Origin of the sequence: Vibrio sp. 05-20-BW147 (assembly GCF_013369385.1) — a bacterium.
Classification (GTDB): Bacteria; Pseudomonadota; Gammaproteobacteria; order Enterobacterales; family Vibrionaceae; genus Vibrio; species Vibrio floridensis.
Genome location: NZ_SZTO01000021.1, coordinates 15,646 through 32,609, shown reverse-complemented (window position 1 = coordinate 32,609; position 16,964 = coordinate 15,646). Strand labels below are relative to the sequence as shown.

Annotated in this window: 14 protein-coding genes; 8 read left to right on the top strand and 6 right to left on the bottom strand. The window is 45.2% G+C overall.

The window, feature by feature from the left end:
• Position 1: 1 nt before the first annotated feature.
• Together FC652_RS17190 and FC652_RS17185 are read right to left on the bottom strand one after the other, a co-directional pair.
• Complete coding sequence (locus tag FC652_RS17190; protein ID WP_176299534.1) at positions 2 to 1,258, bottom strand: DEAD/DEAH box helicase; 1,257 nt, start codon at positions 1,256 to 1,258, stop codon at positions 2 to 4.
• 55 nt (positions 1,259 to 1,313) lie between these two features.
• Complete coding sequence (locus FC652_RS17185; protein WP_176299533.1) at positions 1,314 to 1,907, bottom strand: ACP phosphodiesterase; 594 nt, start codon at positions 1,905 to 1,907, stop codon at positions 1,314 to 1,316.
• Between the two features lie 353 nt (positions 1,908 to 2,260).
• On the opposite strand from FC652_RS17185, the gene FC652_RS17180 reads away from it, so the two are divergent.
• Positions 2,261 to 3,694, top strand: coding sequence for a methyl-accepting chemotaxis protein (locus tag FC652_RS17180; RefSeq protein WP_176299532.1), 1,434 nt, complete (start codon positions 2,261 to 2,263; stop codon positions 3,692 to 3,694).
• A 272-nt stretch (positions 3,695 to 3,966) separates the two neighbouring features.
• On the top strand, positions 3,967 to 4,182 hold the full coding sequence (locus FC652_RS17175; RefSeq protein WP_176299531.1) for a hypothetical protein: 216 nt from the start codon (positions 3,967 to 3,969) through the stop codon (positions 4,180 to 4,182).
• On the opposite strand, the gene FC652_RS17170 is transcribed toward FC652_RS17175, so the two are convergent.
• The 3 genes from FC652_RS17170 to FC652_RS17160 all read right to left on the bottom strand — a co-directional run bounded on the left by FC652_RS17170 (position 4,179) and on the right by FC652_RS17160 (position 7,334).
• The gene (locus tag FC652_RS17170) at positions 4,179 to 4,847 is read right to left on the bottom strand and encodes an HAD-IA family hydrolase (RefSeq protein WP_176299530.1); all 669 of its coding nucleotides are present in this window, start codon (positions 4,845 to 4,847) and stop codon (positions 4,179 to 4,181) included. The genes FC652_RS17175 and FC652_RS17170 overlap by 4 nt on opposite strands.
• A gap of 144 nt (positions 4,848 to 4,991) precedes the next feature.
• Positions 4,992 to 6,767 (bottom strand): HD domain-containing phosphohydrolase, encoded by a 1,776-nt coding sequence (locus FC652_RS17165; protein WP_176299559.1) that lies wholly within the window; start codon positions 6,765 to 6,767, stop codon positions 4,992 to 4,994.
• Between the two features lie 60 nt (positions 6,768 to 6,827).
• Positions 6,828 to 7,334: a hypothetical protein gene (locus FC652_RS17160; protein WP_176299529.1), complete on the bottom strand. Its 507-nt coding sequence runs from the start codon at positions 7,332 to 7,334 to the stop codon at positions 6,828 to 6,830.
• A 302-nt stretch (positions 7,335 to 7,636) separates the two neighbouring features.
• Between FC652_RS17160 and FC652_RS17155 the strand changes: the two genes are divergently transcribed.
• The 4 genes from FC652_RS17155 (at position 7,637) to glgC (ending at position 12,986) form a co-directional block, all read left to right on the top strand.
• Entirely contained in the window at positions 7,637 to 8,122 is a 486-nt protein-coding gene (locus tag FC652_RS17155; RefSeq protein ID WP_176299528.1) for a CreA family protein, read from the top strand.
• A gap of 124 nt (positions 8,123 to 8,246) precedes the next feature.
• Positions 8,247 to 9,551, top strand: coding sequence for an inosine/guanosine kinase (locus FC652_RS17150; protein WP_176299527.1), 1,305 nt, complete (start codon positions 8,247 to 8,249; stop codon positions 9,549 to 9,551).
• Positions 9,552 to 9,731: 180 nt separating this feature from the next.
• Positions 9,732 to 11,480 (top strand): formate--tetrahydrofolate ligase, encoded by a 1,749-nt coding sequence (locus FC652_RS17145; protein ID WP_176299526.1) that lies wholly within the window; start codon positions 9,732 to 9,734, stop codon positions 11,478 to 11,480.
• 291 nt (positions 11,481 to 11,771) lie between these two features.
• Positions 11,772 to 12,986 (top strand): glucose-1-phosphate adenylyltransferase, encoded by a 1,215-nt coding sequence (gene glgC / locus FC652_RS17140; RefSeq protein ID WP_176299525.1) that lies wholly within the window; start codon positions 11,772 to 11,774, stop codon positions 12,984 to 12,986.
• Between the two features lie 53 nt (positions 12,987 to 13,039).
• On the opposite strand, the gene FC652_RS17135 is transcribed toward glgC, so the two are convergent.
• Entirely contained in the window at positions 13,040 to 13,399 is a 360-nt protein-coding gene (locus FC652_RS17135) for an NADH:ubiquinone oxidoreductase (protein WP_176299524.1), read from the bottom strand.
• A gap of 575 nt (positions 13,400 to 13,974) precedes the next feature.
• Here FC652_RS17135 and FC652_RS17130 point away from each other — a divergent pair.
• On the top strand, positions 13,975 to 15,207 hold the full coding sequence (locus tag FC652_RS17130) for an OFA family MFS transporter (protein ID WP_038969327.1): 1,233 nt from the start codon (positions 13,975 to 13,977) through the stop codon (positions 15,205 to 15,207).
• A 67-nt stretch (positions 15,208 to 15,274) separates the two neighbouring features.
• Complete coding sequence (locus FC652_RS17125; RefSeq protein ID WP_176299523.1) at positions 15,275 to 16,912, top strand: VRR-NUC domain-containing protein; 1,638 nt, start codon at positions 15,275 to 15,277, stop codon at positions 16,910 to 16,912.
• Positions 16,913 to 16,964 lie beyond the last annotated feature (52 nt).

The window sequence follows — 16,964 nt, the reverse complement described above, 5'->3', positions numbered from 1 at the left end:
TTCAGCGCTTCTTGCCACGACCTTGGTGAATTTTCAGCTTTTGCTTTAGTTTGCGCTTTTCTGCAGAACGACTAGTGCGTTTTGCAGGATTATCGTCCAAACGAGTTTCATTTTCACTCGGTTCGAATCCTGCGAGCCATTCTTGCGGCAATCGTTTATCCAGCAAGTTTTCGATTGCTTTTAGCAAGTACTCCTCGTCACGAGACATAAACGATACCGCTAAGCCAGATTGACCAGCACGCCCTGTTCGGCCAATACGGTGTACATAGTCTTCTGCTTTGTACGGCATGTCGTAGTTCACCACTTGCTCTAACTGGGCAATATCAAGGCCACGAGCAGCAACGTCCGTTGCGATCAACGCGCGCACCTTGCCCGATTTAAAATCATCCAATGCTTTTTGCCGAGCGCCTTGAGATTTATCACCATTGATCGAAGCCGCTTTGATGCCGTCTAGCTTGAGCTCGCTCACCAGCGCATCACTGCCCTGCTTGGTTTTGGTAAACACCAATACTTGCTGCCAATTACGAGAACCAATCAAATAGGCCAAAAGTTCACTTTTGCGCTTTTTATCAACCGGATAGACCATTTGCTCAACATTGTCTGCCGTGCTATTGGCTGGTGCCACTTGCACTTCAATCGGCTCGTTCATTAAGCGATACGCCAGTGCTTTGATGCGCGTATCAAACGTGGCAGAGAATAGCAGAGTTTGACGCTGCTCAGGCATTCGTTTCATCAAACGCTGAATATCAGGTAGGAATCCCATATCCAACATGCGATCGGCTTCATCCAACACCAGCATTTGTAAATGGTTCAGTGATGTCTTCTTAGTAAACAGATGATCCAATAAACGGCCGGGGGTTGCGATAAGAATATCCACCCCTTTTGCCAGCTGTTCTTGTTGAACGCGAATGCTGGTTCCACCGTATACGGTAACGATATCAAGGCCACTTTCCTGAGCATATTGCTGCATGTTATCAAACACTTGCTGAGCGAGTTCACGCGTTGGTGTCAAAACCAGTGCGCGTGGCAATTTGCGTTCTGCTTCTAGGCGAGGCAACTGCATTAATAACTGGATGATAGGCAAACCATATGCTGCGGTTTTTCCAGTACCGGTTTGAGCTGCGGCAAGTAAATCTTTGCCATCGAGTACATGTGGAATCGCTTGCTGCTGGATAGGTGTTGGTGTCGTAAAACCCAGCGCCGACACGTGCTCACTTAATGATTTGTCTAATCCAAGTTGCGTAAAGTGGTTTGTCATCATTGCCCCCAAAAAATGAGCGCGGATTGTAGCAGAGCCAGATAAATATCTCTATCTACAAGCCAAACTCTTTCTGTTGGTTGCAGCTAAATTGCAATGTGTCGGCATAAAGCGTTTCGAAGGCGCTAGAAAAATGCTCATATTCGTCTTGCAATGTGGCGTGACATTCAGACAGTGGCGACAATCTGGGTCGACGCTGTGACATTCTGTGCAGCGCAAACTCGATATTGTCCATCTCACGATATGACTGCAACCACTTGCCTTGCCACATGCGTTGATTCAACAGTAAAAAAGAGGGAGGCAGATCTTTGGTGTCGTGTTTTGCCACTTCTCGTTGCGCGTGATGCACAAATGAATCTAAAGAGATATCGCTGTATCGATGCCAATGCATCGCAAGGCAATGATCCCAAAACATGTCTAAAGCGATTAACGCAAAACGTCGCTGCTGTTCTGGGAAACGTTTTTTGCACGCTTGCACGATACCGTGTGTATCAACAAACTTATCGACGGCGCGATGCAAACGAATCCCTTGCACGATTTCCAGTGAATATTGTTTGCTTGGGTCACCCTTGGCGAAGTCGCCCAGTAAGTTACCTAACATGTCACTGTTGGCAACATCCGCTAAATGTAGGTGGGCAAGGTAGTTCATGATTGTGTGTCAGGGGTGAATCAACAGACATCGCTGTCTGCGTCATTCTCTTCATTTGGGTATTGCGACAAATCGATTCCAATTTCCATCGCGTCCAGCCACTCCAGTGTCTCATCATTTTTCAGTTCAAATTCTGACATGACCACTCCTTAGTATGTGTGGGGAAATAGTGTGTAACAGGTTGCATCACACAAACCTTCTTTATACATCCTGTTATATGTGGTTATACAGCAGCGATCACAATATTAAAATGTTACATATCATTAATTGCATACAACCTTGAGCTTCCTCTCATAAAATCTTTCGGTATCACTATAACTTTAGCGACGAATTGATCTCAATATGGAGCAGATATGAGAGAAGTTGAATTTAGGACCATCGACCGCTTGTTTATCAAAATGTCGATCAATGACAAAATCTGGGTCATCGTCACCCTGTTTATCCTCGCCCTATCCTGTGTTTCAGGTGCCCGTTATGTTAACCAACTCGAGCAGATAGAGGTGCAGGCTAAAATCGCCGCGCAAAATCGCTTACAAGGGATCGTCAGCCATCCTAACAGTGACGCCATTTTGGCCATCAGTGGCGTATCTAAAGCCGCAAGTGCAACTGAAGCAAAGTACAAAGATGGCATGACTACCGTGTCATTAAAAGGAGCCGATGGCCAGTTTTATCAGCTCACTGCGAACACGAAACAATCTGATGAGAAAGCAAGATCCTCTGCCCTCACTACCTTTTTGCTTAGCTATTTGTGGCTCGCTCCTTTTGGTTTGTTTTGTTATTGGGTCGCAACTTTCCTTGGTGGCGCACTGTGGGTCCTCTACACCACAACACAGAAGATTGGTGAAGGCGATTTAACTTCTCGTCTCGGCTTCCATCCTGGTCGTGATGAATTTGGTACCATAGGCTGTGCGCTAGACAAAGCCATGGACACTCTGACCGATCTAGTAAAAAGTGTAAAAGAGAATGCAAACACGATGGGCGAAACCAGTGCTTCGTTTGAAAAAGAGATGAAGCTCAGCGAAACGCAAATCCAAAATCAGTATTCCTCATTAGACTCCGTGGCGACCGCTATGGAGCAAATGACTGCTTCAGCAAAAGAAGTCTCTTCGATTTCTCAGCAAGCGACGCATCAAACAGAGCGCGATACCCATCATATTGAAGGCAGTCATAAACGTGTTGTATCCGCGATTGCAGAGATTGATAAGCTTTCTAGCTACATTGAGCGAGCATCGACATCAGTATCCACGTTGAATGACAACACGACACAAATCAATGATGTGATCACCACCATCAATGCCATCTCTGAACAAACAAACCTGCTGGCACTTAACGCAGCGATTGAAGCGGCGAGAGCGGGTGAACAAGGGCGTGGTTTCGCCGTAGTTGCCGACGAAGTTCGAACCTTGGCAAGCCGCACTCAGGCGGCCACCGTTGAAATTCAAGCCATGATAGAGAAGCTACAAACAGAGAGTCAAAACATCGCTTCGATTACCGCTCAAACGGTCAGTCAAGCGAAAACCAGCAGTGATTTGATTGCAGAAATCGGCACAGACGTCAAATCGATTGCCGACTCAGCGAAAGTACTGATGGACATGAGTATTCAAATTTCCACCTCTGCTGAAGAGCAAAGTGCGGTCGCTAACGACATTGCCTCAGAGCTCAGCGATATTCGCAGCCAATCAAATACGATACGCAACGTCGCACAGCAGTCGTCATCGGGAGTAGCGAATCTCACCAAGGCCACCTTCTCACTGTCACAAATCCTTAAACAATATCGAACTCAATAAGCGAAGTCTCGACATCAACATAAAAGCTCCCAAAGGAGCTTTTATGTTGTGTTAAGTTTGATCACAACTCTATCCAGCGACGAGCAATCGAAATAGGCGGGTATGCGATCGTCACCTTTTCGGTCTACAGAGCAATCTGATATGAAAACAGGTTAGTTCTCACCTAATACTGAGATGTTACTCTCAATAACTTGTTTATCGGAGTGAAAGAATGCACCAAAAGTAAACATTTCGCTATTCTAACTGAGTCTACTTTGCTGCTGGTGATAAACATGAATATTTATAAAAAAATTGAACTGAACGAAGACACTCGATGCCCACTTTGCCAACATGATGAATATTTTATTTCATCCGATGGTGAAAAGTTCACTTGCGCTTCATGCGGCTTCCATACTAAGAGCCTTAGCGCAATTCGTTGTTTACAGATGGCACCGATCTATAAAAGCCGTCCGGTTTATGTCCATTCCGCAACCAATGCCTATCACTAAAATGTGCGTTTGCGCAAAATATCAACCAACTCTTCAAGGTGCCCGATTTGAGTCACTCGGGCATCTGAGCACTGCGTTATCTCGTATCCGTTGAAAAGCTGAAAGGTTTCAATATCGGCATTAAGCCCTGCTTCGACTCCTTTTGGGGTGTCATCAATATAAACACACTCATCAGATGAGAATCCCATGTGGAAAGCGCAGTACATAAGGAGATCGGGATCAGGTTTCCAGCTGTTGGCATCAAAGGCCGAATAAATTCGTCCCTTAAATCGTTCTAATAAGCCTGTCAGTTCCAGCGACATTTCAATTTTGTCTCTCGGACCATTAGAGACCACACAATACTCAATGCCATTCTCTTCCAAATAATTGAGCAGCAGTTCTACTCCAGGCATCACCTCCAACTGCTCACTAAACAGCCGACGGACTTCATCACGATAGGCGGGTTCTAACAAATCCAGCGAAATATTGAGCTTCGCCAACACCATCGCATCCGTCAATACATCAGCTAGCTTGCCGCCTTTGAATTGAGCTAGACACTGTTCTAGTGAAATATGAGCACCAAATTGTTCAAACACATTCACTAAGGCATGACAACAGAGCGTCTCGCTATTTACCAAGGTTCCATCACAGTCGAAAATCACACACTTTACAGTTTTGGTAATCATGGCTAACCCCGGATTCAAACGAAAAATAAAAGAATTGCGAACCAAGCAACTATAAGAAGCAAAGTTGTCAGAAAACCGGAGTTCATCGGCAAAAATGGCAATTTAACTTAACCAATGATCATAATTGCGCAGGAAGTAGCGCTTTTATATAGCCTGACGAAGTGATTCGTTGACGTCTGGATAGCAAAGACGAATCGCAACAAAATCTTCAATGTTCTTTAAAAGCAAATCCGTCAACTGAGGATCAAACTGTTTCCCTTTTTGTTGCTCAAAGAAAGCGACCACACGCAACAGCTCCCAAGGCGCTTTATAGCAGCGTTCACTTAGTAAAGCGTCAAATACATCAGCAATGGCGGTGATGCGTGAGAAAATATGAATCTGCTCACCTCGTATGCCGTTGGGGTAACCATTACCATCCCAGTGTTCATGGTGTTCGTAGGCAACAATAGCGGCCAGTTTCATCACTTTCGCCTTATTGTTGTTGAGTAAACGATGTCCCGCGTCACAGTGGGTTTGCATAATCGCTCTTTCATCTTGAGTTAGCCTTCCTGGTTTATCGAGGATGGCTTCTGGAACAGCGATTTTACCCACATCATGCATAGGGCTAACGATTTCAAGCATTTCAAGTTCTCGATGGCTTAGACCACATAGACGCCCAATCGCTACGGAAAGCTGTGCTACTCGTTTTACGTGATTTCCAGTTTCACCAGATCGTGTTTCAATGGCCTCTCCCAACACGTGTATCATCTCTTTTTGTACGGATAGCGTACGTTTTTGTAGCATGACAATTTTCCGATTTTTGAGGTTCAGTAACTTCTTCTGCTGAATTGTCATGAACTGCATGGCGATAACCAGTGACAATGAAACAATGATCACACCAGAAATCAAGAGAACATGAAGATGACGGCTGATATACGAGACAGGTTGGTTAACTATGACAGCGTTTTTGGGTAGTTGCCTCACTTCAATGCCATATTTTTCTAAAGCATCGTACTGAAATATCGGCGTTTGAGCAGCATTCATCGATTGAGAATTCGTTACATCAAACCCCATTTTTTTTGCTAGGAGAAGCATGCCATTTAAACCAAATTTTTCGGAGCGGTTAACGTAGCCTCCCACGATACCGGTTTGCCCCAAATAGAGTTCCCAAAGGACAAAAACAGGAGCCTGACTGTGACTACCCACCGTATTGGCGATCTTTTTGTATGAGTGGAAGATTCCTTGCTCCAATTCTGTGTTGTAGTGTGTCAGCAATACGCCATCATCTCGCTCAACCGTAGTAAGAAACTCCGCTGCCTGGTCGAGTGTTTTGTCAGAAATGTCCACCAACTCGATATCGGGATACTTTTCCATCGCTTTTCGCACATCTAGACGAATGAAATCCGAGGTAATGCTTTTGTCCGCCAGATAGTAGAGTTTTTTAATGTTAGGGCGCAGCTGGTGAATCACATCAAGGTTTTCGTCAAGGAGATCACGTTCGTAAGTGACACTGATGTTGTCGAAGGGCAGACGATGTTGCAAGTCCAAGTCATTAATAGCAACCGCAACAATCGGGTATTTCACTAACTCTGCAGGGAAGTAAGATTGAACAAACCGAAAGGCATTGTCATCAGTAACTAGAATTCCATCCCAATGATAATTCTTATATTTTTCGCTCAGATAAGCGGCCGTTTTTTGCAAGTATTCAGGTGAAGAAATTCGCTTTGTGTCGAGGTATTCCACGGATAAGCGAACGTCACCATCAAGGTTATCAATCGCTTTCTCGACACCTCTTTGCATATCTTGAGTCCATTGATAGGACGCATCGTAAGAGTGCAATATGAGAACTTGCCGTGTTTGCCACTGTGTCTCAGCCAAGGCGGAATTGAACCCTACCCCAATCAGCGATACCCAAAAAAGCACAAAAGTTCTCATATGAATCCCACACTCCAAATCGTGGGGATATGATAGTGGTTCAATAATAGAAAATTACGACATTGATCAAATTTCGATTAAAATTTTCTCAACATTTTGCATTTCTGACGTCAACTTACCAATTAGTGCGGATAAATAAACTTCTAGACCTGGAAGTTCGAAGTGTTGATTAAAGACGACATCGGAAAGCAGTAACTGCTCATCGCGATGGGTGACGATAGCAGCCCCAACAGGCTCGCCTGCAACAAAGCTAACGTACAGATCGTGCTCAGCAGAAAGGATAATTTGTGTTAGAAACTCGATCAACAAAGCTTGATCCGCTTCACAATGCCAGCGCTTACTTTGCAGAATGGCGAACATGATGGTTAGGCGATGGAAGTCAACCAGATAATGCTCCATCGTTACTTCCTCGGTTGCCAACGCTTTCACATCAAGCTCAATGGTGGATCTCTTCTCTACGGAGTCGCGGTAGAGTTTTAATCCAGCAAGGCTTTCCTTGGTGGGAAACTCACAATCTACCTGACTGTATAGCCACTGATTTTTCTTACTCACCATCGGCAATTGATTTGACATGTTTAATTCCAGATATCACAAATTTTGGGCGTACAGATCGTCGACTTAGGGGGTGCAGCGCACCCTGCAAGCAGGCCTAACGAAATCAGCAGCACAACGAATGTCTTTTTCATACTGTTAACCTCTTTTTTCTCATTTTCCTGCAAGGCTCATACCATACCATGTGGTTACGTTTGGTTCTAATCAATTTGCTAATCAGAAACTTGCGTGACGTGAGAATAACCAATCTAGCTAGAGACATTCAACATAGAAAGCTGGTAAGGTAACTTCCATCGTTCGCGAGGGTTATCAAGGATAAGGTCATGAAAACAAAAATTCTTACAGCGGTTTTGTCGACCACTGCGCTGCTGTCTGGCTGTGGTGGCAACGAAGTAGGCGACGTAGGTTTAGGCTGGTTTACTTTAAAAGACATCAAAATCACCTCTTTACAAGATGAAGTGGTCACCGGGGTCACTTGCCATATTGCGTCTATCGAAGCCAATTTGAGCCTGTCCGACCCAAGTGACAGCTCTATTTCTTGCCGCCAAACTGGCAGTATTACGCCAGAGATGATCGCTAAGATCGATAAAAGCTCATCGGGAGAAGTGGTTTTCAAACAATCAAAAAGTATCTTCTTTAAAACGATGAAGGTGCGTCGTATTTACGATCAAAAAAACCAAACGCTTCTCTATCTCTCCTACACCACCAAAGAGACAGAAGGCAGTTTCAAACACAGTCTGTCGTCTGTTCCTTTGTGGGGCACAGAAGCCTATCAGCAGGGTGAGACGAATCTCGCGACAACACAGTAGTTTCCTTTTGAACTTCGCTTGGCCGAGCAAAACTTACTCGGCCAGCTTTTGAAGCAACAAAATAGCCTTGTTTCAAAAAATCTGTGATATCATGCGCCTCCTTTTTCCTCAAGCAATCACTAGTATGAAGTTTCCTGGTCAGCGAAAATCTAAACATTACTTCCCTACCAACACTCGAGATCCACTTGTTTCTGAGCTCAAAGTAGCACCAAAACTTTACCGTCCAACCATTGTTGGCGTAGGCCAGACCATTGTCGATATCGAAGCTCGTGTGGACGATGAATTCTTAGCAAAATATGATTTAAGCAAAGGACACTCGCTAGTTCTTGAAGAAAGCAAAGCGGACGCATTATATGAAGAACTCGTAGAACGCGGTTTGATCACTCACCAATACCCAGGTGATACGATTGGTAATACGCTTCACAATTACTCGGTACTTGCCGACAGCAAATCCGTGTTGCTGGGTGTGATGTCGAAAAACATCCAAGTTGGTTCATACGCCTACCGTTATTTATGCCGCACATCTTCGCGTATGAATCTCAACCACCTGCAAACCGTTGATGGGCCAATTGGTCGCTGTTACACACTGATTTCAGAAGATGGTGAGCGTACCTTCGCCATCAACGAAGGTCACATGAATAAACTGGCACCAGAGAGCATTCCGGAGGAAGTCTTCGAGAAAGCCGCCGCTCTGGTTGTTTCATCGTACTTAATGCGTGGAAAGCCAGAAGATCCGATGCCTCAAGCGGTGCAACGCGCCATTGAATATGCCAAAAAGCATCAAGTCCCTGTTGTGTTGACCTTAGGCACAAAGTACGTCATTGAAGGGAATCCTGAGTGGTGGCAAGAGTACATTCGTGAAAACATCACGGTTGTGGCAATGAATGAAGAGGAAGGTCAAGCACTGACAGGTGAATCAGATCCTCTCAAAGCCGCTGATAAAGCATTGGATTGGGTTGATTTAGTACTGTGTACTGCCGGCCCTGATGGCCTTTACATGGCAGGCTATACAGACGAAGATGCAAAACGCGAAACCACTCACGATCTTTATCAAGGCGAGATTGAAGGGTTTAACTTGTATGAGTTTAGCCGTGCGATGCGTCGTAGCGATTGCAAAGACCCAATTCGAGTGTATTCACACATCGGCCCTTACCTTGGTGGCCCTGCAGAAATTAAAAATACCAATGGCGCTGGCGATGGTGCGCTTTCAGCCCTACTGCATGATATGGCCTCAAACGCATTCCATATTAAAAATGTACCTAACTCAGAAAAGCACCAGCATATTTGCCTTACTTATTCGTCCTTGTCGCAAATTTGTAAATATGCAAACCGAGTGAGCTATGAAGTCTTGACCCAGCACTCCCCTCGCCTATCTCGTGCATTACCTGAGCGCGAAGACAGCTTGGAAGAAGCTTACTGGGATAGATAATTCCGTACTAAATACTATTAAGGCTGCAAATTTGCAGCCTTTTCTTTTTGATCTAAACCAATATTTATCAAATTAGACTACGTTGTAGCACAGCTCGGACTATATAATACTTTACTCAGTTAAGCATTTGAGTATCATGCCAGCGCAAACGTTTGCGTGATTGTTTAATAAGGGTTTTGCATGCTTTCCGATATCGATATTTGCCGTACAACACCACTTCAAGCCATAGCAGAAATAGCGACAAAAGCGGGGCTTCGTGCTGAAGAGTTCGAAACCCACGGTTTATATAAAGCAAAAGTATCAGCGAAGTGCGTACAACGTCTAAGAGACAAAGCAGATGGCAAGCTGGTTTTAGTCACCGCGATCACCCCAACCCCATTAGGGGAAGGAAAAACCGTTACCACGATAGGACTTGCTCAAGGACTGCATGCACTGAATCAGTCAGTCATGGCTTGTATTCGTCAACCATCAATGGGTCCTGTATTCGGTGTGAAAGGGGGTGCTGCTGGTGGTGGCTACTCGCAAGTTGCACCGATGGACGAACTCAATTTGCACCTTACCGGGGACATTCATGCGGTCACCGCAGCTCATAACTTGGCTGCTGCGGCCATTGACGCTCGTATTTATCATGAGCAACGCGCAGGTTACGAAGCCTTTGAAGCTCGCACTGGCCTAAAAGCACTCAAAATAGATCCTAGTCGCGTAGTTTGGAAACGCGTGATGGACCATAACGACCGAGCTCTGCGTAAAGTTATGGTGGGTTTGAATGAGGCAGGCAAGACCATCAATGGCTTTGAGCGTGAAGAAGGTTTCGATATTTCAGCGGCCTCCGAACTGATGGCGATTTTAGCGCTTTCGAAAAATCTGCAGGATATGCGCTTACGCATTGGCCAAGTCGTGCTGGCTTACAATGTTCAAGGTGAGCCTGTCACCGCAGAGCAGTTGCAGGTCGCTGGGGCGATGACGGTAACGTTAAAAGACGCAATTAAACCCACGTTAATGCAAACACTTGAAGGTGTCCCAACCCTTATCCATGCTGGTCCGTTTGCTAACATCGCGCATGGAAACTCCTCAATTATCGCCGATGAAATCGCGCTAAAACTATCCAGTTACGTTGTCACCGAAGCGGGTTTCGGATCTGACATGGGGCTAGAGAAAGCGTGTAACATAAAATCCTCCACATCGGGCAAGTCTCCAGATTGTGTGGTGCTTGTTGCAACACTAAGAGGGTTAAAAGCCAATTCTGGCCTTTATGACCTCAAACCAGGCATGCCTCTGCCCGACGCTCTGTTTTCTGTTGACTCTCCAGCCCTGGTTGCCGGTTTTAGTAATTTGCAGTGGCACATTGAAAACGCAAAAAAATATGGCTTGCCTGTCGTGGTAGCCATTAACCGTTTCCCACAGGACTCGAATGAAGAATTGATGCAACTCGAATCGATGATTCATCAGTTTGACACCACCGTGCGTGTCGCCATTAGCGAAGGCTTCGCCAAAGGCGGAAAAGGGATGGAAGCAGTTGCCAGAGAAGTGATCGAAGCGTGCGCTGAGCCTGTGAACTTTATGCCGCTGTATCAACCCGAGCAAACTCTACGCGAAAAAATTAACGCGGTTTGTAAAAAGGGCTATGGTTGTGGCGAAGTTGAGTTCACTACCGAAGCAGAACAGCAACTGGACCTTTATCAGCAATTAGGGTTTGGGCATTTGGCAGTTTGTATGGCCAAAACACCATTGTCTATCTCATCCGACTCTTCACTCAAAGGGGCACCAAAAGGATTCTCTATCACAGTACGAGAAGTGCGTTTATGCGCCGGCGCAGGGTTTGTCTATGCCCTGACAGGAAGTGTGATGACCATGCCTGGCTTACCGGATAAGCCGGCGTTCATGGCCTTAGATATCGATAAAGACGGCAATATCATCGGTCTAAGCTAACCACTTTCCGGATTAAGCAGCCCATCAATCCTTCACAAATGATGGGCTACTATTTACAGTGTAAAAATCTCAAAGTTTTATTATTTTTAACCTGCATTCCACTTCTCGCTTAATGTAAACTCCAACCACCTTTTATGCACTTTACTGGTGCAAAACCCATACCTAATTGCGTATTTTTTGTGCACACCAATCAATTCTCCAATGAAATGTGCTGAATTTCTCAAGATTTAACTCTTGGCTTAATTCTTGTACTAATCTCAATGAGATTGCACATTGTCAGGGAGAACATAAATGCAGGACATCTTAACGGTGATACTCGCCGGAGGCATGGGATCACGGCTCAGCCCATTGACCGATGATCGCGCGAAGCCAGCAGTTCCATTTGGCGGTAAATATAGAATCATTGATTTTACGTTAACGAACTGTCTTCACTCAGGCTTACGAAAAATACTCGTTTTAACGCAATACAAGTCCCACTCCCTACAAAAACATCTTCGTGATGGTTGGTCGATATTTAATCCGGAACTGGGGGAATACATCACCTCTGTACCGCCTCAGATGCGCAAAGGTGGAAAATGGTATGAAGGTACTGCCGATGCTATTTTTCACAACCTTTGGCTACTTGAACGGAGTGAAGCGAAATATGTGGTTGTTCTTTCTGGTGACCATATTTATCGCATGGATTACGCTCCTATGCTTGAAGAGCACATAGCAAACAATGCAACCTTGACCGTGGCATGTATGGATGTCAACTGCAAGGAAGCGAAAGCATTCGGCGTGATGGGTATTGAGGAAAACAATCGCGTCCACTCGTTTATCGAGAAACCGGAGAACCCGCCACACATACCCAATAACCCTGAGCGCAGCCTCGTCTCGATGGGTATTTATATCTTTAGTATGGATGTATTGAAAAATGCCTTGGTAAAAGATGCAGACGACAACGACTCTTCGCATGATTTTGGCAAAGACATCATTCCGAAACTCATTGATGGTGGCTCGGTATACGCCTACAAGTTTTGTGGCAGCAAAGGCCGTGTCGATAGAGATTGCTATTGGCGTGACGTAGGTACTATTGATTCATTTTATCAGGCCAACATGGATCTTTTGGAACCAGTCCCCCCAATGAATTTATATCAAAAAGATTGGGGTATCCGCACCTACGAACCACAATATCCCCCGGCACGAACGGTTTCATCGGGAGCGGGAAATGAAGGGATCTTCATTAACTCTATGATTGCTAACGGGGTTATCAATTCTGGAGGTTCTGTGCAACATTCCATTATTTCTTCCAATGTCAGAATCAACGACAGTGCTACGATCGTTGATAGCATCATTTTTGATGATGTTGAAATTGGCGAAGGGTGTCAGCTAGTGAACTGCATTATCGACAAGCATGTGAAAGTACCTCCGTACACCCAGATTGGTTTGAATCGATTAGAGGACGCACAACGCTTCAAAATCTCTGATAATGGTGTTGTGGTTGTTCCAGAAAGTTACCAGTTCTGAAAATGTAAAATGCCAGCGAAAATCGCTGGCATTTTTGTATAAATTATTCAGCCTTACGCAGCTACGTGTCGTTGCCCTGGCGCTTTGGTTTTTTTCTGGCGGTAACTGAACCAAAGGTATGTCACCACAATTGAGAAGAACAAATACGAAAGCGAGAAGATGAATGGCGAACCGATCAAATCTTGCGACAATCCCCAAAATACGCCGATAACCGTCACTGCTAACTTAGACAGCATGCCGCAAAGCAACAGGAAAACCGCCAGTTGAGGGAAACGCGAGCTGCGGAATGCGAACCAGTAACAGCTGCCTACCGCCAGAGATGAAATATAGAGACCAAACAAGAAAGAGTGGATGTGGTCAGCAGAGGCATAACCCGCCGTAACAGATATCAGTAGAATCAGGAAAATCTTCATATACACCTCGCTATAAAAGCCTAAAAAGCATCCTTTCAATATTGCAATCTCAGTTTCCGCTATATTTTGCCAAACTAGTTTCAGAGATCAAGAGGTCAAAACTGTACAAAATGTGTACAAATATTAATTGAACAGACTGATTTTACATATGGTTAACACAATGAATTTTAAGAATCCTTTGTCTACGGCATTTCGAGAGTAAAGTGTAAATTTAGAAAAGCATTGTTACATTCACTTAACATTGGAAAATATTTTGTCTTTTTTTTAGCAATGTGAACTCAGTACCATATCGGTTCTCTTCTGCATATCTAAGCCCCGTCAGATAAGCGCCCAACAAGCAAAGATCACAGAATTTTCACAAATAAGCGTTAATTCGGAAAACTCTGTAACAACACTTTTTTAACGTATCAAAATATTTTCAAATCTGACCTTAAAAAGAGATTCCAATCACAAAAGGATTGGTTATAATCCGCGCTCATTGCGTTATCTGTTGAAAAACGCAAACTAATTTTGAGTTTAATCACCTTTTTATTCGCCCCCTTTTGGTACGACCAGAAGCAACACTGAGAACAAAAATGAGCAAGATTGATAAAGCAATGCGCATCCTGCTTGCAGGATTCTGTATCAACCTTTGTCTTGGCATCCTGTATGCTTGGAGTGTATTCAACAAAGCACTAGTGACTGAGTCAGGCTGGAGCGCTGCAGAAGCGTCTGCCCCTTACGCAACCGCAACGATCACGTTCTCTATTTGTCTTCTTGTTGCAGGAATTCTTCAAGACCGTATGGGTCCACGTATGATCCTTATCCTAGGGACTGTTCTTACAGGTCTAGGTATGATTGCATCTGGTTTTGTTGACTCTCCACTGATGCTCAACATCACGTTTGGTGTGATCACTGGTGCGGGTATCGGTTTTGGTTATGCTTGTCTATCTCCATCGGCGATGAAGTGGTTCCACGCATCGAAGAAAGGCATGGTTAACGGCATCATCGCAGCAGGTTTTGGTCTTGCAGCCATCTACCTAGCGCCACTGACTTCTGCATTGATTACCAACATGGGCATTCAGACCAGCTTTATGATTCTTGGTGTTGGTGTTCTTGCTATCGCGGTACCTCTAGCGGCAACCATCAATAACCCGCCAGCAGATTACACCCCAGCAGAGCCGAAAGTAAAAGAAGGCCAAGCACCTAAGGCGGTGAAGAAATCTGAAGACCTAACGTGGAAAGCAATGCTAAAAACGCCACAGTTTTATTCTCTTTGGATCATGTACGCGTTTGCAGCGTCAGTTGGCCTGATGATCATCGGTAACATCACCACCATCGCAAGCGTTCAAGCAAACCTACCTAACGCGGTTTACTTAGCGTCCATCCTTGCCATATTTAACTCTGGCGGCCGTGTCGCTGCGGGTATGCTTGCAGATAAGATCGGTGGCGTTCGTACGCTTCTTCTAGCGTGTGTTCTGCAAGGTATCAACATGGCATTGTTCGCTACCTTCAAATCGGAATTCACGCTGATCATTGGTACGGCTATCGCAGCAGTTGGTTACGGCACTCTTCTTGCGGTATTCCCTACCCTAACCGCAGAATTCTACGGTCTGAAAAACTACGGCACTAACTATGGCGTGCTTTACACAGCATGGGGTATTGGTGGCGCGATTGGTGCAGCAGTGGTTGGTTTCTCTATGACCAACGGCACAGGCTACACCTTGGCTTACACAATTTCAGCGGTGATGATGGGCGTTTGTATTGTGCTTGCACTGGTAACGAAACCACTTTCAGAAGCGAAAGTCGCAGAGCTGAAAAAGGCGTAATTACGCGTTGATTTGAACATGAAAAGGCTTAACCTACGGGTTAAGCCTTTTTTATGGTCGGTCGTTTATGGAAAACAACGCAGAACTCGCCCCGGATTACTATCTCGAGAACTTTTTGAAGCTTACGCGCCACGCACTGCAGTGGTATCAGGACTTGCTGACAACAGACGAACAGCAATGGCTTTTGGCGTTCACTGAGCTTGATAAGCGTGCGCAATGCCTGTTGGTGCGTTTGTACAGTCGCAAAGGCTGTTGGTTTCGCAGTGATAAACTGCATTACGCTGAAATTCCCCAAATTGATCACGCCCTAGACATACTCAGCCAAGGCGAGTTTGTCGAACTCTCTCCTGTACTTTCTCATCAAGAGCTTGCTCTCTACTTACTGACAAAGCCAGAGCTGCTTTCGCTCTACCCTCATCTCACCAAAACGCAAAAGAAAGAGGTACTGGTCAGTTGTCTAAGTGACGACACCTTCACTCAGTTTGAGGAGCTGTCATTCACCGTCATCAAGCTTAACTCCGCTCACATGATCGACCTGCTACTGACGTTGTTTTTCGCAAACACCCATCAAGATCTGAGCCAATTCGTTTTGGATGATCTTGGTCTGCATCAATTCGAGTCTTACCAGTTAAGTAAAGAGCGGCGATTCTTCGATAGTCGAGAACAGATTGACCGCTTAATCGACCTTAGCGGACTTTCGAAGCGTTACTGGCTTTGTGATAGAAAACAAAAGGAGAATCTGGAACAACTGCTGGCAGCACTGCCTGGCCCTGTGGCACATCCCTATGTCGACCGTAAACGCGGACACCTGCTTAATGACCTTGCCCGAGATTTTGAACGCCTTGGCGAGTTCACCACGGCGCTCAAACTGTTTGAACAAACCACGCTGACGCCGAGCCGAGAACGCCGTGCGCGCATCTACGATAAGCTTGGCCAAGATGATCGATTCTCTGAAATCATCAACCAAATGCTCACGCTTCCAATCGATGTTTCAGAACTCGAAGTGGCACAAAAACTCGATCAACGGCTCAAAAGAAAGCTAGGAGTGAAAACAACCAGAACGGCTAAACCAAAATGTCGGGAGCATTATGTTGAGCTGGACTTATCACAACAGCGGGTTGAACTCGCCACGAAATCCTACTTTGAATCGTTAGGCTGGTACGTCTACTACACCGAGAATGCGCTACTTAATGGCCTACTCGGCTTGACACTATGGGACGCAATTTTTGCCCCCATCGAAGGTGCCTTTATCAACGCTTACCAACAACGCCCATTGGATCTCTATCATCACGATTTTGTTAAACAGCGAGCGGACTTGGTGTCTGATGCTATCGACAAAATAAAGCGTGGGCAGACCGAAATCCTTATCACCACCTACCGGGCAAAACAAGGCATCAGTAATCCCTTTGTACATTGGCCCAGTTTGGATGAAACATTAATCCAGCTTGCTCTTAGCCATATACCTAGCGAGACTCTGGCCTCTCTATTTACGGTTCAGTTGAGCGACCTAAAGCTTTATCGAAATGGTATGCCCGACTTGATTGCGTTTAAAGATGGAAAGTTTGAATGGATTGAGGTTAAAGGCCCTGGAGATAAACTCCAAGACAACCAGTGGCGCTGGATAAATCAGTTTCATCGACTCAACGTTCCGTTCTCGGTTTGCTATGTCAATGCATCAAACTCAGGTGTCCAGTCTCCGAGCTAATTCGATTCGCCGAAACAGCAACAACAAGGGGCAGAAGACTGCCCCTTGTCAT

Coding starts and splice junctions, on each gene's coding strand:
- FC652_RS17190 (WP_176299534.1), bottom strand. CDS start 1,258: ATGACAAACCACTTTACGCAACTTGGATTAGACAAATCATTAAGTGAG.
- FC652_RS17185 (WP_176299533.1), bottom strand. CDS start 1,907: ATGAACTACCTTGCCCACCTACATTTAGCGGATGTTGCCAACAGTGAC.
- FC652_RS17180 (WP_176299532.1), top strand. CDS start 2,261: ATGAGAGAAGTTGAATTTAGGACCATCGACCGCTTGTTTATCAAAATG.
- FC652_RS17175 (WP_176299531.1), top strand. CDS start 3,967: ATGAATATTTATAAAAAAATTGAACTGAACGAAGACACTCGATGCCCA.
- FC652_RS17170 (WP_176299530.1), bottom strand. CDS start 4,847: ATGATTACCAAAACTGTAAAGTGTGTGATTTTCGACTGTGATGGAACC.
- FC652_RS17160 (WP_176299529.1), bottom strand. CDS start 7,334: ATGTCAAATCAATTGCCGATGGTGAGTAAGAAAAATCAGTGGCTATAC.
- FC652_RS17155 (WP_176299528.1), top strand. CDS start 7,637: ATGAAAACAAAAATTCTTACAGCGGTTTTGTCGACCACTGCGCTGCTG.
- FC652_RS17150 (WP_176299527.1), top strand. CDS start 8,247: ATGAAGTTTCCTGGTCAGCGAAAATCTAAACATTACTTCCCTACCAAC.
- FC652_RS17145 (WP_176299526.1), top strand. CDS start 9,732: ATGCTTTCCGATATCGATATTTGCCGTACAACACCACTTCAAGCCATA.
- glgC (WP_176299525.1), top strand. CDS start 11,772: ATGCAGGACATCTTAACGGTGATACTCGCCGGAGGCATGGGATCACGG.
- FC652_RS17135 (WP_176299524.1), bottom strand. CDS start 13,399: ATGAAGATTTTCCTGATTCTACTGATATCTGTTACGGCGGGTTATGCC.
- FC652_RS17130 (WP_038969327.1), top strand. CDS start 13,975: ATGAGCAAGATTGATAAAGCAATGCGCATCCTGCTTGCAGGATTCTGT.
- FC652_RS17125 (WP_176299523.1), top strand. CDS start 15,275: ATGGAAAACAACGCAGAACTCGCCCCGGATTACTATCTCGAGAACTTT.